This is a genomic window from Chryseobacterium rhizosphaerae, assembly GCF_003385455.1.
Taxonomy (GTDB): domain Bacteria; phylum Bacteroidota; class Bacteroidia; order Flavobacteriales; family Weeksellaceae; genus Chryseobacterium; species Chryseobacterium rhizosphaerae.
The window spans coordinates 19052-43090 of sequence record NZ_QNUF01000031.1 but is presented as its reverse complement, the minus strand read 5'-3'; the positions used below and the strand labels follow the sequence as shown (position 1 = coordinate 43090).

Annotated in this window: 18 protein-coding genes; 13 read left to right on the top strand and 5 right to left on the bottom strand. The window is 34.5% G+C overall.

The genetic code is table 11. The features are described from left to right. The 5 genes from DRF57_RS20175 (at position 1) to DRF57_RS20160 (ending at position 7188) form a co-directional block, all read left to right on the top strand. On the top strand, positions 1-1044 hold the full coding sequence (locus tag DRF57_RS20175; protein ID WP_115920530.1) for a DUF3810 domain-containing protein: 1044 nt from the start codon (positions 1-3) through the stop codon (positions 1042-1044). A 755-nt stretch (positions 1045-1799) separates the two neighbouring features. Then, positions 1800-3308: a vitamin K epoxide reductase family protein gene (locus DRF57_RS20170; RefSeq protein ID WP_115920518.1), complete on the top strand. Its 1509-nt coding sequence runs from the start codon at positions 1800-1802 to the stop codon at positions 3306-3308. A gap of 98 nt (positions 3309-3406) precedes the next feature. After that, positions 3407-3559: a hypothetical protein gene (locus tag DRF57_RS23735; RefSeq protein ID WP_157969923.1), complete on the top strand. Its 153-nt coding sequence runs from the start codon at positions 3407-3409 to the stop codon at positions 3557-3559. A gap of 83 nt (positions 3560-3642) precedes the next feature. After that, on the top strand, positions 3643-5835 hold the full coding sequence (locus DRF57_RS20165) for a peptidase domain-containing ABC transporter (protein ID WP_047496643.1): 2193 nt from the start codon (positions 3643-3645) through the stop codon (positions 5833-5835). A gap of 54 nt (positions 5836-5889) precedes the next feature. Continuing rightward, on the top strand, positions 5890-7188 hold the full coding sequence (locus DRF57_RS20160; RefSeq protein WP_115920504.1) for an HlyD family secretion protein: 1299 nt from the start codon (positions 5890-5892) through the stop codon (positions 7186-7188). A gap of 61 nt (positions 7189-7249) precedes the next feature. Here the strand turns inward: DRF57_RS20160 and DRF57_RS20155 are convergent, their stop codons facing one another. Together DRF57_RS20155 and DRF57_RS20150 are read right to left on the bottom strand one after the other, a co-directional pair. Beyond that, positions 7250-8623: a hypothetical protein gene (locus DRF57_RS20155; protein WP_115920502.1), complete on the bottom strand. Its 1374-nt coding sequence runs from the start codon at positions 8621-8623 to the stop codon at positions 7250-7252. Then, a complete protein-coding gene (locus DRF57_RS20150; RefSeq protein WP_115920500.1) occupies positions 8620-10356 on the bottom strand; it encodes a hypothetical protein in 1737 nt (578 codons plus the stop codon). Before DRF57_RS20150 ends, DRF57_RS20155 begins: the two co-directional genes overlap by 4 nt. An 888-nt stretch (positions 10357-11244) precedes the next feature. On the opposite strand from DRF57_RS20150, the gene DRF57_RS20145 reads away from it, so the two are divergent. The 5 genes from DRF57_RS20145 to DRF57_RS20125 all read left to right on the top strand — a co-directional run bounded on the left by DRF57_RS20145 (position 11245) and on the right by DRF57_RS20125 (position 14220). Further along, positions 11245-11898, top strand: coding sequence for a hypothetical protein (locus DRF57_RS20145; protein ID WP_123863364.1), 654 nt, complete (start codon positions 11245-11247; stop codon positions 11896-11898). A 20-nt stretch (positions 11899-11918) separates the two neighbouring features. Then, positions 11919-12602 (top strand): hypothetical protein, encoded by a 684-nt coding sequence (locus tag DRF57_RS20140; RefSeq protein ID WP_047496653.1) that lies wholly within the window; start codon positions 11919-11921, stop codon positions 12600-12602. 10 nt (positions 12603-12612) lie between these two features. Next, complete coding sequence (locus DRF57_RS20135) at positions 12613-13371, top strand: hypothetical protein (protein WP_123863363.1); 759 nt, start codon at positions 12613-12615, stop codon at positions 13369-13371. Between the two features lie 97 nt (positions 13372-13468). After that, a complete protein-coding gene (locus DRF57_RS20130; protein WP_047496658.1) occupies positions 13469-13900 on the top strand; it encodes a transposase in 432 nt (143 codons plus the stop codon). After that, positions 13876-14220, top strand: a complete 345-nt coding sequence (locus DRF57_RS20125) for a hypothetical protein (RefSeq protein WP_047496661.1) — start codon at positions 13876-13878, stop codon at positions 14218-14220. The genes DRF57_RS20130 and DRF57_RS20125 overlap by 25 nt, the downstream gene beginning before the upstream one ends. A gap of 465 nt (positions 14221-14685) precedes the next feature. Here the strand turns inward: DRF57_RS20125 and DRF57_RS20120 are convergent, their stop codons facing one another. The 3 genes from DRF57_RS20120 to DRF57_RS20110 form a co-directional block, all read right to left on the bottom strand. After that, the gene (locus tag DRF57_RS20120) at positions 14686-16242 is read right to left on the bottom strand and encodes a tetratricopeptide repeat protein (RefSeq protein WP_115920498.1); all 1557 of its coding nucleotides are present in this window, start codon (positions 16240-16242) and stop codon (positions 14686-14688) included. A 410-nt stretch (positions 16243-16652) separates the two neighbouring features. Continuing rightward, a complete protein-coding gene (locus DRF57_RS20115; RefSeq protein WP_047496670.1) occupies positions 16653-18179 on the bottom strand; it encodes a T9SS type A sorting domain-containing protein in 1527 nt (508 codons plus the stop codon). Positions 18180-18539: 360 nt separating this feature from the next. Next, on the bottom strand, positions 18540-19604 hold the full coding sequence (locus tag DRF57_RS20110; protein ID WP_047496674.1) for a T9SS type A sorting domain-containing protein: 1065 nt from the start codon (positions 19602-19604) through the stop codon (positions 18540-18542). 419 nt (positions 19605-20023) lie between these two features. Here DRF57_RS20110 and DRF57_RS20105 point away from each other — a divergent pair, with 419 nt between their 5' ends. Genes DRF57_RS20105 through DRF57_RS20095 form a run of 3 tightly spaced genes read left to right on the top strand, consistent with a single transcriptional unit; the run spans position 20024 to position 23898 of the window. Continuing rightward, positions 20024-20947 (top strand): aldo/keto reductase, encoded by a 924-nt coding sequence (locus DRF57_RS20105; protein ID WP_047496677.1) that lies wholly within the window; start codon positions 20024-20026, stop codon positions 20945-20947. A gap of 31 nt (positions 20948-20978) precedes the next feature. Further along, a complete protein-coding gene (locus DRF57_RS20100; RefSeq protein ID WP_115920496.1) occupies positions 20979-22556 on the top strand; it encodes an NAD-dependent epimerase/dehydratase family protein in 1578 nt (525 codons plus the stop codon). Then, complete coding sequence (locus DRF57_RS20095; protein ID WP_115920494.1) at positions 22549-23898, top strand: D-arabinono-1,4-lactone oxidase; 1350 nt, start codon at positions 22549-22551, stop codon at positions 23896-23898. Before DRF57_RS20100 ends, DRF57_RS20095 begins: the two co-directional genes overlap by 8 nt. Positions 23899-24039: the final 141 nt, after the last annotated feature.

Genomic DNA, 24039 nt, shown 5'->3' with positions numbered 1-24039 from the left:
ATACATACATATAAGAAAAAGAGATTTTGGGCAGGTTTATTACTTGCCCAATTTCTTTTGTTTTACTGTTTTTCAAAATCAAAACTGATGATTTCTTTTTTTGAAGGATTTTTTGAACTTCAAAAGCCACTTCATCAGGCCCTTTTCAGCTGGCTTCCTTTCTCTGCAGGAGATGTTATTTATGGAATACTGGGTATATTTCTTCTGTACTACTTCAGTTCACTCTTCAGGAAGAAAACCCGGAATAATTCCATGATCAAAATTCTGGGAATCATCAATATCTTTTATTTTACCTATCAAATATTCTGGGGAATGCTGTACTTCCAAACCCCTATTATTAAAAAGCTATCAAGCCAGGATACTCCGCAACTGAATAAAGCTAAAATACTGGCTTTAAAATACCTTGAGAAGTGTAAAGCAACCCGACAGCAGGTAAAAGAAGATCGTAAAGGAGTATTCATAATTACCGATCTGAAATCTCTGCAGCAGGAAATCCTCTTTCAGCAAACGAAACTCCCTACCTATATTTCAGATAAAAAAGCTCCTCAGATCCTCGATATTAAGCCGAGTCTGTTTAAAAATATAATGAGTTTTACAGGAATTCTGGGTTACTATAATCCTTTTACAGCTGAAGCTCAGTATAATTCTGAATTGCCCTCTACATTCATCCCCTTTACAACCGCCCATGAAAGCTCTCATCAACTTGGGTTTGCCAGAGAGCAGGAAGCCAATTTTGTGGGATATTTAATAGGAACACAGTCAGACAATACCGATTTGCGCTATAGCACCGAATATTTCACGTTAAAAAGCCTTTTACGATTCATTGTAGAACAAGATCCTGATTTTGTAAAATCTGCTCTTCAAGGCTATTCTCCAGCGATGAAAAGAGATCGGGCTTATGAAAAGGCTTTTATCACCCATCACCAGGGTTTGTTGGATGATTTTTTTGGATTTACCAACAATTTATTCCTGAAAAGTAATCAACAGGAAGGTTCGGTTACCTATTCTTATTTTATAGATCTCCTCTTAAATTACGAAAAATAATTACATAAAAAAAAGAATCGTATCAGGCGATACGATTCTAAAAACACAAATGATGAAAAAAAATTTATTACCTTGACTTGTTCCCTCATTCAAGGCGATGTAAAAGTACAATATATTTTATAAATACAAAAACATTTACTCCCTTTTTTAAAACTTTATGAAAACTTTATGATTTTTTAAGTTTTTTTGAGTCCAACCCCACTTATTATTAATTAGAAATAATCCCCTTATCCGATAGCAAAACGCCATTAAAAGCAGCCACAGACTGTAAAAAACCTACAAAATTAAACATTTGTTTAAAGATAAAATATTCGACTTATTGCCTATTTTTCATGCCCAAAAAATTAGAGTTATTATTCAAAAACTGGAAGTATTTCAAAAAAAATAACGCTATTTATCCTCGAAAATCTTAAACGGAAATTTAACTATTTTAACGTTTAATTCCCCGGAATCGTGTCATTATTAAAGATATTTTGCTGCATGTATAATTAAAATGATAATGATAAAAAATAAGTGCCGGAAGTCACGGATAAAACAAAAAATAACAAATCTGATAGCGTACAGACGCATTTAGAATTAAAAACAAGGTGTTGACAAGAGGGGAACCACTTCCACAAATAAGATAGTATGTTTTTCTGCCAACAAAATATTGAAAGTCAAACTAAATCCTATAACATTCGGTTATATCTCACTAATAAAAGAAAAATATTTTTGTTTATTTAAAACATCTATGTATTTTAGATAAAAATATTAATATGATTTTTGACAAACTAATTAACTATCTAAAACTCGATAAACAGGAGTTTATTTTCCAGTTCAATTCCCACCCTAACTACCCTTCAGCACTGGCTTTCAGTGATACTTTAAATTTCATGGGGGTAAAAAATGATGCTTATGAGCTGGATAAAGAATATTGGGACGAATTGCCTGAAGAATTTATTGCCATAGTCGAAAATTCTTTTTCATTAGTGAAAAAGTCGGGAAATAGTTATTCAGTTTATTCAGAAAAATCAAAAACAATTGATAAAGACGAGCTTTACAAAAACTCTACTGACTTTGTACTTTTATTTGAAAAAACTGTAGCTGCAGAAAATAAGCTTACGTTTAATTTCAAACCTATCCTCTATTTTATTTTTGCAACGGTTCTTATTTACTCTTTTTTAAGTCAGACCATCTACGAGGCGTTATTTAACCTGCTTTCTCTTGCCGGAGTATATATATCATTGGAAATCTTTAACCAGAAATTCGGAAACACCTCTGCTGTTATTGGAAGTATATGTGGTGGAGCGTCTACTGTACAGACCGCAAATTCATGTGATAAGATTATTAAACAGGATAAAACCAGTATTTTAGGACTAAAATTCTCTGATTTTTCATTAATCTATTTTTCGGGGCTTGCCGTATTAGGTCTTTTTCTACCTGCCTCAGCCTATATTGTAAAAGGATTTACCTTTGTTTCAGTACTTGCTATAGCTTATTCACTGTATATACAAGCATTTGTAGAGAAAACATTTTGTAGGGTTTGTTTATTGATTATTTCTGTACTGGTTGGACAATTGGTGATCAGCAGTATATTTTTCCAAAATCTGTCTTTTGGAATTGGAGCACTTTTATTGACCGTTATATTATGGGTTCTTATTTTCTCTGCTGTTTTATACTTCAATAACCTTCTTGAACAAAAAGAAAATCTTCAAAAATCAAATGCTAAAAACCTTAGGTTCAAAAGAAATTATGATCTGTTTAAAAGTCAACTGCTGGAAAATGAAAAAGTAACATTTCAGGATACTCAAACTTTCTCCGTAGGACAAAAAGATTCAAAACTTCGTATTTCCATAATTTCCAATCCTTATTGTGGCTTCTGTAAAGATGGTCATAAAATAATGGAAAGCCTTCTGAAAAAATATCCAAACGATATCTCCGTACAAATGAGGTTCAATTATACACCCGAAAGAGCCAACGAAAAATACACTCAGTTAATTTCAGACCTGACCTATATCTACCATAACAAGCCGGAAAAAGAATTCCTTCATGCAGTGGAAGAATGGTTTGAAAGCAAAGATGAAAATAAGATCAATCTATTATCCGGAGGAGTTCCTACTTCTGAAAATCTGAATCCATTAATCGCGATGTCTGCAGAAAATAATAATGCAGGGTTGAACTTTACCCCTATTTTTCTTATCAATGGTTATCAATTCCCGGACAAATATGATCGTGAAGATATCTGGTTTTTCATTGATGAATTAATAGAGGATGAAGACTTTTAAACTAAGAAATACAATTGAATTAAAAATTTCACTATCTTAGGAAAAGAAAAATAACGTTCTAAAAGCTACATGAGAGCTGCAAAACTAAAACTAATAATATGAAACATATAAAGAAGAATCTAATACCTCCAGAACGAGGAATTGCCCTGGACTGTGCATTAATACAGGTTTTGGCATGCTATAACGGATCGAAAACAGACCCATCCAAAGAAGCTGCTACAGATACGTGCAACAAATGGTGCTATTTCTAGTGATCCATTTTATTGAGTTAAAACATTGAATAAAGTAAAAAATGTCGTCACCTTATGACGGCATTTTATAATGAGTATTAGTTTTGAAGAAATTTCCTTTTTATAAGCAACCAGATGCCAAAGACTGCGGCCCTACCTGCCTCAGGATTGTAAGCAAATATTATGGCAAAAGCATATCGTTACAGCAAATTCGCGCCCTTTCTGAAACCACACGTGAAGGAAGTAGCCTTCTGGGGCTAAGCGATGCCGCAGAAAACTTAGGATTCCGTTCCTTAGGTGTACAAATAGATTTCAATACCCTTACACAGGAAGTTCCATTTCCCTGTATTGCCCATTGGAACAAAAATCACTTCGTTGTTATTTATAAAATTGATAAAAATAACAAGGTTTATATATCCGATCCCAGCTATGGGCTCATCACCTATGAGCGTGATGAGTTTATCAAATTCTGGATTGGTGAAAATGCGAATGAAAATACAGAAGAAGGTATTATTCTTATTCTAGAAACAACACCCACTTTTTTCCAGACTGAATTTGATATTGATCAGAGTAAGGCGAGCTTTTCTTTTCTTTCCAGGTATCTACTTAAATATAAATCACTGGTTATTCAGCTGGCAGTAGGGCTTCTCGCGGGAAGTTTATTATCACTGATTTTCCCGTTTCTTACCCAAAGTATTGTAGATGTTGGGATTCAAAATCAGGATATTAATTTTATTTATCTTGTACTTACCGCACAGATCATGCTTTTCCTCGGAAGAATGGGAATAGAGATGATCCGAAGCTGGATCCTGCTCCATCTCTCAGCCAGAATTAACATCTCCATTATCTCAGATTTCTTTATCAAACTGATGAGGCTTCCTATAAGTTTCTTCGACACGAGAATGACTGGAGATATTATGCAGAGAATTAATGACCATCACAGGATAGAACAACTTCTTACAAGTTCTTCATTAAATACCCTGTTCTCATTAGTGAATCTTATCATCTTTAGTATAGTTTTACTTTTGTATGATTACAGATTATTTCTGGTTTATTTTGTAGGAGCTATATTATACATTGGCTGGATCAGCTTCTTCCTTAAAAAGAGAAAAGAGCTTGATTACAAACGATTTTCTCAGGTTTCTCAGGAACAGAGTAAAGTAATTGAGCTTATCAACGGTATGCAGGAGATTAAAATGCATAATGCCGAAAAACAGAAAAGATGGGATTGGGAGTTTTTACAGGTAAAACTCTTTAAAATAAGAATAAAATCTCTGAGTCTGGAACAGTGGCAGTCTGTAGGAGGAAACTTTATCAATCAGATAAAGGATATCCTGGTGAGCTTCCTTTCTGCAAAATTGGTTTTGAGCGGAAACCTTACTTTAGGGATGATGCTTTCTGTACAGTATATCATCGGACAGCTTAACAGCCCCCTGCTTCAGTTGATTGATTTTATAAAACAAACCCAGGACGCCAAGATCTCTCTGGAAAGATTGGGTGAAATTCATGATAAAGACGATGAAGAGGATAAAAATGAGCAGTATGCTACAGAAATTCCCCATAAGGATATTGAGGTAAAAGATATTTCCTTCAGATATATTGGTTCTGATGTTCCTGTTTTTGAAAATTTAAGCCTTCGCATCCCCTTCCAGAAAACTACTGCCATCGTAGGAGCCAGTGGAAGTGGAAAAACAACCCTGCTTAAATTATTAATGAAGTTTTATGATCCTGACCAGGGAGAAATCAGAATAGGAAGTACCAGTTTGAAAAATATCTCACCAAGACATTGGAGAGACCATTGCGGAGTGGTAATGCAGGAGGGATATGTTTTCAATGATACCATTGCTAACAATATCGCTGTAGGAGAAGATCATATTGACAAGAAAAAACTAAGACGTGCTGTAGAAATTGCAAATATCAAAGACTTTATAGAAAGTCTTCCTCTTAGCTACAACACGAAGATAGGAAATGAAGGAGTTGGGGTAAGTGGTGGCCAAAAGCAAAGGCTCTTTATCGCAAGAGCAGTATACAAGTCACCTGAATATATTTTATTTGATGAAGCAACATCAGCACTGGATGCCAATAATGAGAAGATTATTATGGAAAATCTTGAGCAGTTCTTCAAAGGTAAAACTGCAGTAGTGATAGCCCACCGACTGTCAACCGTAAAACATGCCGACAATATCATTGTTCTGGATAAAGGAAAGGTAGTAGAAGAAGGCAGCCATGCCGAGCTTGTAGATATGCGGGGAGAATATTACAGACTTGTTAAAAACCAATTGGAATTAGGAAATTAATAAAACCGTAAAAATTGTTTCTCCCGGAACATTGATGAAATTTTACTTTAAAACATGAAAGAAGACATTTTAGACAATATAGAACTCCGCTCAGAAAGCGTACAGGATATCCTGACCCAGCCGCCACATTGGATGATACGTTGGGGTAATACCATTATTTTTGTTATTCTCCTGCTCATTCTTGTGATGAGCTACATTATAAAATACCCGGAATTTGTTCCGGCTCCCATTATTGTAACTTCTCAAAATCCTCCGGAAAAATTAGAGGCAAGGACCAGTTCCAAAATTGAAAAAATCTTTATTAAAGATCATCAGGAAGTAAAGAAAAATGATCTTCTGATGGTGATGCAGTCAGCTGCTAATTATAAAGATGTACTGGAGCTGAAAAAGCTGGTAGATTCTACTGCGCCTAATCAACTCTACACTTTTCCTCTTTCTGTAACTTCAAGATTTAAACTTGGAGAACTTCAAGGGGATTATAATAATTTTGCAAAAGCTTTTCAGGATGAGGAGCTTTTTACAAGACTTCAGCCTTATGCACCGGAAAACCTGGCCGCTAATCAGAGTATTCTTGAAAACAGAGGAAGAATATCTACCCTGAAGCAACAAAAAAATCTGGAGCTAGCTAAATATGACCTTACTAAGAAAAACTTCCAGAGATCTCAGGAGCTTTTTAATCAAGGGGTAATCTCTTCTTTGGAGCTTGAAAATGAAAAAATAAAATATATTCAGGCCCAACAGAACATTGAAAACCTTAACATTTCCATATCTCAGATGGAAGAAGGCATCTCCAATCTTAATAAGACCAAAAGCGGTACTGCCATCAATACGGAAAAAGATAAGATCACCTATTCTTCTCAAACCCTACAATTATTTGAACAACTACGTAAATCTTTAAAACAATGGGAACAAAATTTTCTTGTGATCTCTTCTACGGATGGTATCGCCAGTTTCCAGCAGTTTTTCGGAGAAAATCAGTTTGTAAAGGTAGGAGACCCTATCCTATCTATTCTTCCGGAGAATAAGGAAAAATTAGTCGGTAGAATGTCTGTTCCTACAGTAAACTCCGGAAAGATCATTCCTGGGGAGAAAGTTCTCATTAAACTTGATAATTACCGTTTCCAGGAGTATGGTATTATAGAAGGTAAAGTTCAGAATATTTCCCTGATCCCTGATGATAAAGGTAATTACTACGTAGATGTGGTTTTGCCCAAAGGATTAAAAACAAGCTATAACAAAACGCTTACTTTTGATAAAGAGCTTAGAGGAAGTGCTGAAATTGTAACTCAGGATTTAAGACTTATTGAAAGGTTCTTCTACCAGATTAGAAAATTACTTGGCTATCAAAGCTAACCATACAACTAAACCCGCAGATGTGCGGGTTTAATTTTTATAGACTGTGTAAATATTAAATTTATTTCTTAGGCTTCACTTTTAAAAAGATGAAACTGTAATCTGTCGGTATACTGGTACCAATCACAGGAGCATTTTTATGACAGTCCATACATTGTTTGCTCTGGGCGTAGGTTTCCATAGTTGTATTTGAGATTTGGTTGGGTTTTACCCCTCCTTCCATAAGTGGAGTCTGCGTGTTATTATCTTTATCCGCAACCGGATTTTCCGGCCATTGGATATTGACAAGCTGATAGTATTGCCATACCGATTTCGGGTTACTGGCCCTGATCAGCTGTTTCATCTGGGCATTCAGTTTTTGAACACTCTGACTTATTCTATTGACCCTTACCACCTGAACCGGTTTATTTAAACTGTCTTTTCCGGGAACCGGAGACTGATTGGCCGGATCTTTACTGTTTGGATTGTAAAAGCTGTACTTTACAGAAGGATCAGCAGGTCCTGGGCCGGGAGCATTATTGACGTGTTCAAAAGTCATCCAGTTCAGCTGTGGAGACTGTGGAGTTTTACGGATAATATGCAAACCGACCAATCCGAGATACTTTTGTGTATATTTCCCATAGATAGGTTTCTTCCCGTTAAATCCTTTAATTTCCGGCACCATAGCTTTGGATATTTTATAGTAATTTTTCAGGGAGTCCAATTGATCGTCAGGAATTACGCGCCATGCTGCTTTTAATTCTATAGATTCATTAGGCAGCCAGACTCCATTATTTTTTGTACCAAAAGCTTTCAGATTATCATAATCATAGAGTTTATTTTGCCGGATAAAATCACTTTCAAGGTTATTTATTTTAATTTCATACCAAACTATATTTCCATTCTGATCAGTAAGCCAGGCGCCTTCAGCCTGCATGATTTCATCTACATTGCTACTGCCTACTGCTGCTCTGAGGGTAGCCTTAGGAAGACTTGAAATGATATCCGTAAATTTATTGATCTCATTAATTCTCTTTATATAGCCTGTTTTACTTTTAAGATTCCATGCTAAAGGGGGCTTAGGAGCAAATACATCATCAATACTTAAAAAACTTTCCCATACTGTAGGGCTGTAATCCCCAGGCATCCCATAATTAGCAGCTGTTGCTGTAGTATCCGGAATACCGCGCTGGGCAGAAGCGATCCAGTTTAATGCTATAAAATTTTTCCAGGCAAAACAATTCAGCACTTCCTGGGAACTGTGGGCACAGGTAGAATCTGCAGCCAGTTCATAACTAATTGCAGGTGGATTACAATAAGCTCCACAGAAAATCGTTTCACTGGTTACTTTCTTCGAAAACCCCGTTGCAGAGTTTAGCTTTTTATCCTTTTTACTGGATTCACACGAGACTATACTCACTATGGCAAGTGACCATATTAAAATTAAAGCTTTCATTTTAATATCTTTTTAACCTGTTCTATTTGCTGGCTGGAAAGTAATGTACGGTTTGGAGTACTATCTGTTTTAGGTAACGATCCTGCTGCCACCACTTCCAATACTCCTGATAATGCAAATCCAGGATCTGAAGCATTATTATACAGGGTAAGCGGTTTTTCTCCCAAAGCCACCCCACCATCTGTTGTTATACTAATGAGGAAAAGCTGTGTATCTTCATCCAGATTCTGAAAATCCGTTACTGCAACTGTAACCCCCGGGCCAAAATCAAAACCGGTTTGCTGAATAGCTCCGTTAGCCAGGACTGCAATTCCTTCTGTGGTCGTTCCAGCCTCAACCTGGGTAATACAGGAAGTCAGGTTTGAGAAAGTATTCAGTTTATTGTAAAGACTGGCCTGTAGCAAATTATTATCCAACAGATATTGCACACTCGGAAGTGTGGTGGCTGGTATTCCCACCGGAGGAAATTTTTCAGGCTGTTGCCCCTGTGCAGGACTCAATCCTGTACCGGCAAGCTGCACAAAAAAAGTATCTGCAATCTGGGAGCCCCATTTTAGCGGTTTCTTATTCACCAATATATCACTCAGTTTAAAGTTCGCATCAGCAGGTACAGAAAACCTTGTATGAAGCAACATATTATTAGGATAATAAGTAATTCCTTTATTCTTCAAAGCACCTCTTACTACAGTGTAACAGTCTTCAATTTTATAATTGGCTGTAGCTGGCATTTCAAATTGATCAAAATGAGGGATCTGTCCATACAATGCAATTGGGTTCGTTAAAGATACCTGTACATTATGGTTATACACCAATGAGTTTACGTTCTGCCCAATACGGGGATCACTGTTTCTGTAGATCTGTCCATACTGAGCTGCACAAATCAATGTATTCGCATCTGTTATTACCTTTCCATTTACCACTCTAAGTATGGTAGCTGCTGCCCCAAGATATATTTCTGCTCCTAATGAATTGGGAGGGCTCGTAAGATGCACTGCCCCACCTCCTGAAGAAGTAGCATCCGGTCCATTATTCCATTTATTGATCGGGTTATAGGCAGGAAGCCCGGTTTCTCTTACAATAACAGGATTTCCATGACTGTCCAGCAGATAGAGATCTTCTTTCTGAACATTTTCATTATTAAGAATTTCCTGATACAGGGACACTACCGTATCCGGAGAGATTTTCCACATGTGGAACCAATATTCCGGATTCTCATGTGTAAAATTAACAGCAATGATATCTCCACTCTCGTCTCTTGTTACAGACCATTCGCAATATTCATCCTGCCATCCTCTGGGTCCTGAAGGTCCGAAAGCTTTAGTTCCTGTATCAGTAGGATCACACGGGTTTCTAGGAACCGTAAGCTTCATATTATATTTTTGCCCAAAAGCAATAGGACCAATATCTGCCAGTTCATGTAATTTATCCTCATAATCCTGCTTTCCAAATTTATCGGTAAAAAGAGTGGTAAAATAGTGATTGATTCTGTTTGGGAAAGCATTCCATTGTATAGGAACCGTATTATTTTCATTAGGTATCGAAGGAGTGACCAATGGATTGTAATACCAGCTTCTGGGATGATCATACGTGCTTGACCATGGATTTCCCATTATCGAATTTACTGTACAGTATTTAACGTAATTACTCCATGCATTATGAAGCTTTTCTCTCAAAGCCGGATTGTCTTTAAAATCTTTTTCTGCCTGATAGGCTGGGGTGTCAAATGTTTTCATGGTGTTAAGTTTTATTATAGTTTTTATCTTGAATAAATTATTTTAATCTAAAATATGCAGATAGTACATGACGAGTAAAACCTGAGATTGGGTTTCGGAGGATCAATAAAAATGATTATTGATATTTCAAAGCTAGAAATTATCTGTGGAAATAGATTACGTATTTCTACCCATTTTCTCCAATCCGTGAAAAATACGATGCCCGAAAAAATAAATCAGTTTACTATTTTACGAGCCCTGAAAACATGTTTGAAATAATTGAGACTGACAGCCAAAGTGGCAATGATAAGATTCCTGAAAGTTGTATGGAGAAGTATTCGATATTTTGCCAGAAATCTTCATAAACTGCTAAAATTCTAACTTCTCAATCACGTCATCAATAGCAATGCGTTTTACAATATTTGTTTCTAGCCTTAGCTTTAGAAAATATTTATAAGTTCCAGATGAAGGACTGAAATTTTTTTTAAAAAAACACAGTTGTATTTTTTGTGCCTAGCATTTTTATCATTTTAAATAATCCGGATTAAACGCATTTATATATCTCTTAAGTTTTTCTTAAGCAGTAACATTTTGCTTTTTTGAAAATGTAAGATAACTTGCCAAAAGGGAAAATTTTAATTCAATTTTCTAGAGATATTTTAGTGTCCATAAGTCAAAAGGAGATATTCTTAAGCCAGGAGTTCTTAAAGAAATCCCCATATAATTTATCAAAATTCGGAATTTTAGTATTATTAAAAACAACTTAACATACACAAATACAACTATTTATAATCATTCATATTGCTTTTACTTTTCTTGTATTGCATCCCTAGTTCTTTTGAATTTACCTTTACACCCAGATTTTTTATCCTCGAATAAACTCGAATAAATACTAAATATGATGAAAATATGAAAAAATTGTTATCAACAAAAAGTGCAATGATTGGCGGGTCTTTGTTTATTTGTTTCTTTGTTCATGCACAGGTAGGCATTGGGTTAAATTCACCACAAGAAACATTACACGTTAAAGGAACACTAAGATTAGAAAATCCTTCAGAGGGTATAGGCAAGGTGTTACAGGTTTTTAATAATGGGTCGATGAAGTGGTCAGTAAGTACTGCTAGTCCTTTACTTGGCACTATTGAAACCAATAACGGCATAAATACATTTTTTACAACTCCTCGTTATTTAAATGGACGGATTGATCTACCTCCTGGTAAGTGGATTGTAAAGATGTCACAATTAATAAGCGCTGCTTTTACAGGAGATTCAACCGCTGGCGCTGTAGCAGAGACTTATTTTACAGACTCTAACATGTCAAGTAGTCCAACATCAGATTATCTGCCAAATTCAGCAACCATCATGTCAGGTTCATGTAAAGGGCCCAATATCTACGGAATGCTTGTAGGCAATATACTTTTAAATAATCAAACCAATAATCTTAAAAGCTATTATCTGTGGGGAACCTTAACTCCGGTTGGAACAGGAGGTTCTCACTCAGTTTATGGTTTTTCTGCCAGTTATTGGGGAGAAAATAGAATTTATGCAGTTCCATTTGAATAACTTTTAAAATAATCTAAAAAATGAAACTATTATATATTATAGCACTATCATGTGCTGCACTTATTGTTAAAGGGCAAAGTGGGAATGTAGGTATAGGTACTACATCACCTACTGCTACACTACATGTGAAAACATCAAATCCTTATATTTTAAGAATTGAAGATAATGTAAATACATCTTCTTCCAACTATACTATACAAAGCTCTGATAACAAGGGAACATTTGAAAAAGTTGCTACTAATAAATTTAGAAAAGTTCAGATCTTTCCCTTAACTACTGGTACGAGTATTAATACTCTTTATCCTTTATGGCAATCAACAAGTATAATAATCACATTACAACCAGGAAGATGGATCGTTACAGGTGTTGTGTTATTGAAGGCTTCAACTTCTCTTTCTGGAAGTAATAAAGCTTTAATTGGACGAGCAACATTTTCGGATGTAATAGGAGGTGTAAATCCGTCTTTAGATATTGAAGGTGCAAATTCAGGAACATCTGGGCAGGCATATTTCAAAGGAGCTTTAGTTGCCCCCCTTCCTTATGACTTAATGTTAGGAAATATTATAATCAATAATAATACATCAACTAACAAATCCTACTATATGATTGCAAATATTGAGAAAATAGGAGGTCTAGAAAATTTTATAAATTTTGGAGCTTCCACTGAAAAACAGAATCAAATTTATGCTATTCCTATTAACTAAATTATTTGAAATGAAAAAATTATTTCTACCCCTAACTTTTATATTAAGTCAATCTTTTTATGGGCAGTTTGGTATAAATACAGCAACCCCAAAGGAAACACTACACGTGAAAGGAACAATGAGATATGAGCCTGAATCAGGAGATCCAAACCAGCCATTAGTTGGAAAAACACTAGTATCTGATGAGTATGGAAATGCTTCTTGGCAAATACAAGATTCCAGAACAACACATTTGGCAGACTATAAAGCAGAACCCTCAGATATTACATTTAGTATTACAGATGATACTACTGAAGCAGGATCCATTTCCCCTGCAATGTATACCGGAACATCCATTACTCTTCCCAAAGGAGATTGGCTAGTTATATTTAGCCTGAATGCACAAGGTGAGACTCAAAATTCATCAGGAAATTGGGTACCGCTAACGAATCGACAAGCCATGTGGATAAGAATGATTCTATCTTCCGACACAACGTCTTCAAATTACAAATCATCATCCGATAGTAATGTAAAGGGAGGAAATCTGGTAAGTGGAACAATTAATGGACCAGCTACAAGTACTTTAATCTATGGAGAGTTATTTATTAGACAGCCTGAGGCAAGTAAAACATATTATCTAAAAGCAAGTTTACAAGGAATTAGTGCATTTCCTGTCCCTTCAGCGCAAAACCCGGTTAATATGAGGATAAGGAATCCAGCAATTTCTCCTAATGTAAGTTCAGAGAATAAAATTTTGGCTATGCCTGTTAACTTTACATCAATTTTATAACAATGGATTGCCTCTCTTTTCCCATCAAAAATACAAATTTAATATAGTATATAATACGAAATAAGAGAGGTAATTACATTAATTTAATACTAAGCCCATGGAATCTTTTAAAATAATACATATTGGTTCTTTAATCAAGCAATGTGTGGAAGAGAAAAAAATTGGAATATCAAGAATCAGTAATTTTTTTAAGTGTAGCATCAAAGAAATTGATCAGATGTATCTATCTGAAAGCCTCGATTCAAATATACTATTACAATGGTGCAAATTAACTGATTATGATTTTTTTAGAATTTATTCTCAGCATCTGATCTTGTTCTCTCCTCCTGCATCATTGGGAAAAAATAAAATTTCAAATATCAAAATATCAAATCTCCCTGAATTTAAAAAAAGCTTATATACTCAAGGAATAATAAATTTTATATTAGAGCTCATTGAGTCTGGTACAAAAACTAGAAAACAGATTATAGAAGATTATAGAATACCAAAAACAACTTTGTATACATGGATGAAAAAGTACAAAAAGTAGTATCCCGTCCCAACTACAAATGCATCTATAAAGATATAATAGAGAAAAAACATCCTGATAAGTGGGAAAAATGTCAGGCTATCCTGGCAAAAGATGAATGGAAAATAAAAGATATTCTTCAATTAGATAAAATACTTTTCATTGGTACAGAAGATGATGAAATTGAATTCAATAAAAAACATCGCTTTTATGATGAATCGTCAATTTTAGATATTTTAAGATTTCAAAAGGAAAAAGGTTATAATAACGGTGAATTGGCTAGTCATTTTAATATCAGTAGAAATACAATAACAAAATGGAAAAGATTATTCAAAGTTTAACATCTAACAGATTTTGAGATATGTTGAAATAAAACTCATGTGAAATTTTTCTAATGTACTTTCTTTATTAAGTTTATAGCCTAGAACATTAAATATTCCTGTATCTATAATCGTAACATACAATGTTTACAGATAGCAAATTATGCGCAAAAATAAACGAGAAATAATCATGAATACGTCTTTTGGTTTGCCGGAGGGTCTTGGTATAATACAAATCAATTTGCAGTTGAGAGTTTGAGGTAGCATCTATAGAACAGAAGGGAACCTAATCTGAAATGACAGGATTGGATTGATTATGTTTCAAATACTGTCTATCAAAAACTGTCAAATGCTATTGTAGGAATATACACAGGAGTAGAGGCTTTTGGTAAAGCTGGCACACTACCATCAAACAAGTTTTTTGATAGAATTGCCAAGAATAAAATAAAATCAGATAAAGTATAATTTAACCAGAGTAAATACTATCTAAGATATTGTTTCCAGTGCTTTAATAAAAGCTGAAGGATGCATTCCTGTAATTTTCTTAAATTCAAGAGAAAAAGCACTATGGGAAGAATATCCAGTAATTTCAGAAAGATGATTAATTTTATATTTACGGTATTGTGGTTCATTTTTTAATTGATCAATAACATATTTGATTCTCAAGTGATTGATGTATTGATTGAAGTTTAGCTTTTTGTGCTTCTTGATGACAGCCGATAGATATTTTGAGTTCACATTTAAGACAGAAGAAAGACTATAAAGTGAAACGTTTTTATTATTAAAATCAAGATTTTTCTCAAATTTCATTAAACCATTGAGTATATTTTCCTCAGAAGCAGATGAAATCTTGAGATCTGCAGGAATGCTGATAGGAGTTGGATCTTGAGTAGATTCCTCAGGAGAGATTTCTTCATAAGAAGCAGTAGGTATTCCTTTCTCATAAATCCTTTTTACAAGAATTCTATGATTTTTCTTCAGCCTTACTATATAAAAAATAAAGATAATTAAAAGAAAAAGGAGAATTAAACAAGTAATAATCACACCTTTTGACACTTTATAACTTTCACCCAATTTTTGGTTAAAGTTCTCTTCTTTTTGATTAAGAGTTTCATTGACGACCATTTTTTGACCGTAGGAGATACTGTCTTTAAGTTCAAGCTTTTTCAGTTTGTATTTTTCAGCATTTTGACGATCGTTCATTTTTTTGTAAGCCTCTTCAAGATCCTCAGTAATGTCTATTTTTTTTTCATTAAATCCATATTGATTGGCAATTTTTAGAGCTTTTTGATAATAAAAAACGGCACTATCAGATTTATTTTGCTGATCAAATGAAAATCCTATATCATGGAAAATATTAGATCTTAGGTAATGATTATCCTTACCAGCTAGTGCAAGAGCTTTAACAAAAAAAGACTTTGCCCTATCAAACTTTTTTAGTTCGGATAAAATATAACCAAAATTTGTATAAGCAGAAATTAATAATTCATTTCTTCTGGTCTTGTTTTTAATCAGTTGGAACTCCCTAATAGCATTTGTAGAGTAGAATTCTTTCTTTTGGTATTCATTCTGATTTAAAAGAATCAAAAAAGAATTGTAAAGCATTCCTTTCAGTTCATGTCCTTCATCAGTATTATTACTTTTTATTTCAAATAACCCTTTATTCAGGCTTTCAAAAGCTTCTTTTAAAAGTCCCAACTTAGCATATTGAGCTCCTTGCATTTTATATGCAAGAGCCTTTCCAGGTGCATAATTTGCTTCATTGGAAACTGTCAGCGCTTTTTGGGCAAAATCAAGCGTTCCTTTGGCGTCTGATCTCAAATAACAGTTGTATGATTTCAAATAATAGGCTTTCGCAAGATAGGCAGGTTCTTTTTGTTTCCGTGCTGAATCTATAATACTATTCAAAACGATTTCAGAGCTATCCGGATTTTTAGAAGCTAGATAGCGCGCATAATTGTATTTGCTATCAAAATCAAAGTTTTGAGAAAATGAGAAACTCGAAATGATAAGAAAGAGAAAGAGCATAATTTTTTTCTCCATCGATATGTTGTTGTGTTTATTTTTACTTTTAGAGTATTCGCTTTTGATGTCAAAACTATTTCCTCCTTATTTCGTTAATGTTAAATATAAGAAATATATATAATATTTTGAAAAATTAAAAGATAATCTACTTTGTATAATATCAAGAGTACGAAAGAATGTTTTGTATATATTAAGTACACTTAAGTTTTTGAAAAATCAAAGACTTTTATCTTATGTGAATTTTTATACAGTAGCATATTAAACCAGCTTAAGTGTTCAAAATAAACACTTTTGTAACTTTTGGCTACGTTGAATTTTCGATTTATGGTTGAAAAGTATCTGGTTGCAAAAAATGATAGTATCTGTTTTTTTATAGAATGAAAAAGACAGGCTTAAATCGCCTGTCTTCATCATATGCTGTTATCTTTTTATTTTGTAAGGATAATTTTATGGGTATATACTTTTCCATCCTGAGTTTGCAGGGTCATAAGGTAGATTCCTTCTGGTAATGTAGCTGGTAAATCAACTGTTTTGGAATTTAATTTTTTACGGAAAACTTCTTTCCCAAAAGTATTATTAACAAAAATTTCTGTTCCTGCTATAGGAATATTTCCATCCAGTATGATTCGTCCTTTCGTTGGATTGGGAGATAGAGTAAGTATATTTTCAGCAGGAGTGGTCTTCATTGCAGATACTAATGGGGCAGGGTTTCCTGAAGGACAGTTTTGTGGTAGGTTATAAGCGCAAGGTAAATTTTTGAGTACTTCATCAGGCAGCACCTCATCATATACAAGAAGTTCATCAATAATGGTTGAGCTGTAAGGGAAAGCGTTAAGTATTATTGATTGATCATCTGGCTCTGGAGCACTGATGTCCGGTTGAATAATAAGAGGAAAGGAAGACCATTTAACTCCATCCATATAAATAGAGATTGTTTCTTTTGTTGGTACTGAACAATCGTAAGAAGTTCCTCCCTGTTGTTCACAGAGCGTTTTCTCAATAGGGGTGCGGAATGTTGGTAGAACGGTTATTGAATAATGATGAAGGCTGGTACTAGTATACACTGGTACTCTTTTAGACACTTGATAACCAGGACCAAATGCTCTTACTTTAATTGAATCTAATGTTATATCAATTTCTGTATCAGCTATACCTAGAGTTAATCCGCTCGTTGTGCTTGCCCAGAAAGATATCGTTTTTTCATAATTCATTGGAAGATGTTCAGACTCTAATATTTCTGAAAGGGAGGAAGGAATTATGAGGGCCTTGCCGCATACCAGACTATTTTGAAATGAATTAGGAGGAGATGAAGGATAAAGATCCAAATTTCTGATTATTTCCTCGTTATTTCCATCAAAAGGATAATAAAGGTAAGGATCACCCGGTAGGATGGCGGCGCATGGTGTGACAAAAGCCGACTGATAGGCGTAATAAATTCGCAATTCACGATTCAGGCTAAGAATTCCTGCATTGAGGCTTATTTTAACCCGGTCATAAGACTTGGAAGGTCTGAGTTGGATCACTCCATTGTCACCAGGTCCTGCGTTAATGGTTAGGATCTGGCTGTCTATGATCCTGCTGTCCCCATTGGAAACATTTCCGTTCATGGTTTCTATGGTGGCTGCGCTTAGCAATGCCGCTGTCAGTTCGCCATTACCTGTCCCAATGTGGATTGCTAATTTTTGTAAGCTGGTTGCCGGGAATATGAGCGTTTTCTCTACTTTTCCCAATAAACCGATTCCCATCTTTAAAGAAGAATAATTGGTTAGGTTGTTGCCTACGGCATTTTGTGGATTTTGAATGCTGCAGCCCAGACAAGGGGCAGAGACGGTATGGGCTTCACTTGTTGCATAAGTGCTGGGTTGTGCAGAGAACAAGCTGCTCATAAGGTACAATAAAGAGACTAGCAGGGCTGTTTTTGTAAAACAGGAACCTGAGAACAAATGTGTTTTCATATTTGAAGAATTTTGGTATTTAGTTTTATTCAAAAAAAACAAAGTTTTGTTATTGACCAAAAAATATTAATTATTTCAATTATCATAGTTTATGTTAACTGATTATGTCTAATATTGTTTAAACTGTAATTTTCATGAGGAACAAAATAGAGAAACCAAATAATTCAGATTTATCATGAAATGAGATATCCAAAACAATAAATTTCATAGAAAAATTAGAGACTATAATCTGGAGCTATAGTCTCTATATTTAGTTGCCTCTGTCTTTAAATAATTTTAACTTTTTTAATCATAATTCATTTATCATCTGAGCATATATCTATAATGATAAAAACATGAAGCCCAGCTGACTCCATAAATTTACCTCGTCAGAATAATCTTATGAGTATAGATTTCCTTATCTTTAGTTTGCACGGTAAGCATATACACCCCTCCGGGTAATGTTGCTGGCAAATCAATGGTTTTAGATCTGAATTTCGAACGGAAAACTTCTTTTCCAAGAGTATTGTTAATGAAAATATCGGCATCCGTTAAAACGATATTTCCTTCTAGGGTAATTTGTCCTGTTGTAGGATTAGGAAATAAGGTTAGGACTTTTTCTGTAGAATCAGCTTTCATTGTATTGTTAGAAAGTGCAGGATTATAAAGATTCTCCTGACAGACATAATGAATTTTTAATTCTTCAGAAAAGTGAGAACTTCTCGCACTCAATAAAACATCATTATAAGGATCGGTTGTTATAAATTCTATTGTACCGTAATAAGGGTTTTGAGGGGCTTTTTTTAGTTGAATAAAAGGTAATTCAGATAGAGCACCATTATTTACTGGAGAAACACCAAAATTAGAGGATCCACCAATTACCTGATCAATAGGTTTACTGTCACTGCTTACACCAATCACAACTTTAGTAGAGGTCCTAGGGGTCTGGAAGTGAAGCAATTGTTGAATAGGGTATTGACTATCAGAAATAGGTTGAATTAGTTTTGAAAAATCGACTTCATTGGGACCTACAGCGTTTTGTGGATTTTGGACTGCACAGCCGGGACATTGAGCAACATGAGTTTCACTATTTGCATAAACTCTGTCAAGCTGATAAGCATAATAGACTTGAAGGCCTCCATTAAGTAAAACTCCAGAATTTAGGTACAAAACGATCCGATCATAAGGTTTGGCAGTATTAAATTCTATAGTACCCTTGCTGGGATCAGTGACTCCAATTTTAAGGATCTCATTGTTAACAATCTTGTAATCATTATTTGAAAGGCTTCCGTTAAAGGTTTCCACTGCAATACCTCCCAGCAATTGCACAGATAAACCAGCTTGATTGGTGCCAATACCTATGACCACTTTTGAGTACGTTTTTACTGAAGGAATAGTTAATGAAGATAAATCACGACGGGAAATGTATTTTTCAAAATCTTCCATTATTTCAATTCATATTCTAGTTAAGAAAAAACATATAATTTTATATCAATTGAATTTACCACCCCTCAACGAAATGAGCCGGATTCCTTTTTGTTACTTTTTTTGATACAATAGTTTTAATTTTTCGTCCTGATCTCCTATAGCTAAAAGTTAATAATACCTAAACATACCATCATTGCATAGCAATTTTACACTAAGTCTGTCAACTAAAAGAACTCTTAAAATCCAGAACTGATAATAAAAATCAGAGCATATTTTAAGTTCTTCTCGATAATATCCATTAAGCTTGGCAAGCTTGTCATTATAAAATAAAACTCATTTATAATCAAAATATTACATTATATTTTTAACTTATAAACATTATTGCGTTTAAAATAATAATATAAAATTATTATATTTGAATTATAAATAAATCACAATTGAAAGATAATTCTTTTTCCAGCGTTGACCATACTCCCGTTTTCCCTCTTTCTCTCGGGGGCGCTGGTATTGGCTCTTGTAATGAAAATATTTTTTTCCAGGAAGCTATCTCTGAAAAACAAGCTGTAGAAACAATATTATATGCACTGGAAAATGGCATTAATCTTATTGACACCTCCCCTTTTTATGGTAATAGTGAGAAAAAAATTGGTATTGCATTACAAGAATATGGAAACCGCTCATCTCTTGTTATTTCCACAAAAGCAGGAACGCATCCTATTTACAAAGGATATTCAGGAGAAAACTTCCGGAAAAGTATCGAAAACAGCTTAAAATTGTTACAAACAGATTACCTGGATATTGTACACATACATGACCCCTCAACTATCGAATTTAAAAATATGATGGAAAATGGAGGAATGGAAACCTTGCTACGTTTAAAGGAAGAAAAAATAATCCGAAATATTGGCTTAGGAGTTAGAGATCATCATATTCATTTTCAGTTCATTGCCTCTGGTTATGCTGACGCTATCTTACCCTATCTTGATTATAACCTTTTATCCACCAAAGCAGGCCCGTTACTGGAAACAGCACACAAGAATAATATTTCCGTTTTACTGGGATCAGCTTTATGTATGGGGATACTTTCAGGTAAAAATCCAGCTGACATCAACATTCGACATTATGATATAGAGAAAGATGTTTCAATAGAAAAGGCAATACAAATGTATTTATGGTGCTGTAAAAATGAAGTCAACTTAATGGCTCTTAACTATCAGTTTATTCTTAATAATCCAGCTGTGAATACCATCATAATTGGAGCTTCCTCTAAAGAAGAAGTTGAAAAAAGCCTACATGCCTATAAAGAAAATATAAATCCAAATCTTATGAAGCTCTTTCTGCAACAATTCAATCTTTTATAAAATATAATAAATCACTTAAAGAAACTAATCAATGGAAAAAAAACCACTAAATTACAAAGATGGAAATATTTTAAAATCTTCCGGCGGGATGATCCCTACTGAACTTTACCGCTCTATTCTCGACAATGTACCTTTGATCTGTGTTGATCTTATCATTATAAAACACAACAAGGCTTTCCTTACCAAACGTAAAAACAAACCTAGCAAAGACATTTATTGGATGCAAGGCGGAAGAATGTTAAAAAATGAAGGAATAGAAGAGTGTGGCATAAGGAAAGCAGCTTTGGAACTCAAAATCCCTGAAGATAAAATAAGAATAACAAACTATCTTGGTACCTTCTCCACAGAATTTAATGATTCTGAACAAGGAGCCTCTTCACATACTGTAAATATTACTTTTCAGGCAGAAATTGATGATGATATTTCTTTAGGCTTTGATCATGATCATTCAGATGGAAAATGGTTTGACATTGACGGGTCAATTCCGGCCGAATTAGAAGGTTTGTACAAACATCACCCCTACATTGCTGAAGTTCTACAATTAATTGAACCTAAGCGCATTCTAAAAACTGACAAAATTAAAGTATTGGTAACAGGTGCAAGTGGATTCATAGGTTCCCATCTGGGAAAACGACTAAAACAAGAAGGATATTATGTTGTAGGAGTAGATTGGAAAAGCCCGGAATTCATGGAAACTAATGAATTCTGCCACGAATTCCTTAAAATCGACTTGCGAATAATGAAAAACTGTCTACAGGCTTGCGAAGGAATCGATTGGGTATTTAATCTTGCCGCTGATATGGGCGGTATGGGTTTTATTCAAAGTAACCATAGTCGTATCGGGTACAATAATACAATGATCAGTTTAAATATGCTGGAAGCAGCAAGACATCATCATGTGAAACGTTATTTTTATTCTTCAAGTGCCTGCGTTTACCCTTTACATGTGCAGGACGATTCTAAAAACACAATTGGATTAAAAGAAAGTGATGCCTGGCCGGCTTATCCACAGGACATCTATGGACTTGAAAAATTATATGGTGAAGAAACAGCCTTGAAGTACTCGGAAGAGTTCCCACAAATGCAGATACGTATTGCGAGATTCCATGGAATCTACGGTGAGCAAGGAACATGGAAAGGAGGAAGAGAAAAGGTGCCCGCTGCATTTTGTCGTAAAGCCGCTGCTGCAGATTCAGTTTTCGAAATATGGGGTGATGGAGAACAGAAACGTTCATTCTGCTATATTGATGATTGTGTGGAAGGGGTAATTAGGATAATGAAGTCTGATTATAATAAACCCCTCAACCTTGGTTCCGAAGAAATGATATCAATGAATGATTTCGCAAGGCTTATCATGGAAATTGCTGGCAAAAATTTACCTTTAAAACATATCGAAGGACCTGAAGGCGTTCGTGGAAGAAACTCTGACAACACACTTATTGAAGATGTACTTGGCTGGAAGCCTTCTATTCCCTTAGCTATAGGAATAGAAAAAACATACAGATGGGTGAAAGAGCAGGTTGAAGCAGAAAAACAAATAGGGATCAATACATCAGCATACAGCGAATCAAAAGTTGTCGTTACCGAAGCATCTGATATCAATGATTAAAGAAAATAATTACATCTGGGATAACTGGGCAGGAAATCAATCCTGCCTTGCTGAAAACTATTTTGAACCGGAAACAGAAGAACAGATTATTGAAATAGTTCAGCTTGCAGTAAAAAATAAAAAAAAGATCAGGGTTGTCGGCTCTGGTCATTCTTTTTCTCCCATTGCTATCAGTAATGAAATTTTAATTTCATTAAAAAAACACCGGAAATTAATTGCAGCAAATAGAGATTCCATCACCTGTCAGGGTGGAATGTATTTACATGAGTTATATACTATTATGAAGACAAACCAATTGTCATTTCCTAATTTTGGAGTCATTAATAAGCAAACGATTTCCGGAGCTTTAGCAACTGGTACGCATGGCAGCGGACTGACACACAAAAGTCTTTCTGCACAAATTGAAAAATTACGGATAATAACTGCTTCAGGAGATCCAATGGAGATAACCAGAGATACCCTATGGAAAATTAATGATAAAGAATTCAATTTATGGGAAGCAGCTTCTATTTCATTGGGTTTGTTTGGGATCGTTACAGAAGTGACTTTAAAATGTGAACCTTTATTCTATCTGAAATCAGAAGAGTCTGTTATTGATTTTAATGAATTCCTCGAATCTATGGATGATTATGCCAGGTGCTATGAATACTTTAAAGCATGGTGGTTTCCACACACAGATAAAGTATATCTATTTAAAGCAAAACGAATAGAGAAAGATCAGTACAATAAAAAAGATCAATGGATACAATACACTGAAGAACAAAAAAAACGCGATATCGAAATTGATATATTAACAACTCCTTTATTTGTAAAAAGTAATCATAACCCCTCTATAATTCCTGAAATAAACTCCTATTGCTTGAACTATTTTTTCACTCCCCGTACAAAAATTGGAAATAGTTTTGAAATATTAGTCCATGAAGAAACTATACCAATGGTCGTATCAGAATACGGACTATCCATGCTCAATAACAATCATAAAAAAGCATTAAAGGAGTTCAGGGATACCTTGGAACGCTCTGAACAAAAGATTCATTTTCCCATAGATCTGCGTTATACTGCAGCAGAAGACTCATTGCTTAGTCCCTCCTATCAACAGAATACGTTTTATATTGGAATGTGCGTGCGTGAATACCGGGAGAAAAAAACTCATCCTTCTATGCAATTATTTTTCGAAGTCATGAAAAAATATAATGCCCGTCCCAACTGGGGGAAGCTATCAGACTTATCAAAAATAGCTTTGGAAGAAATATTTCCAGGAATAAATGATTTCCGGGAATTGCGAAACAATATGGATCCCAATGGAATTTTTTTGAATAAATTTCTTAAAACGTTCCTCTAGATTTTAGAGTTAGTTTACAACAATCCGGGTATAGTTAATACATTTTTAAGTGTAGCTAGGTAAACTAATCAACCAATCTAAGTTGTAAAAGAACCTTTACTAAAATTTGGATAATTTAAATTAATGCTTTTTTTATATCTT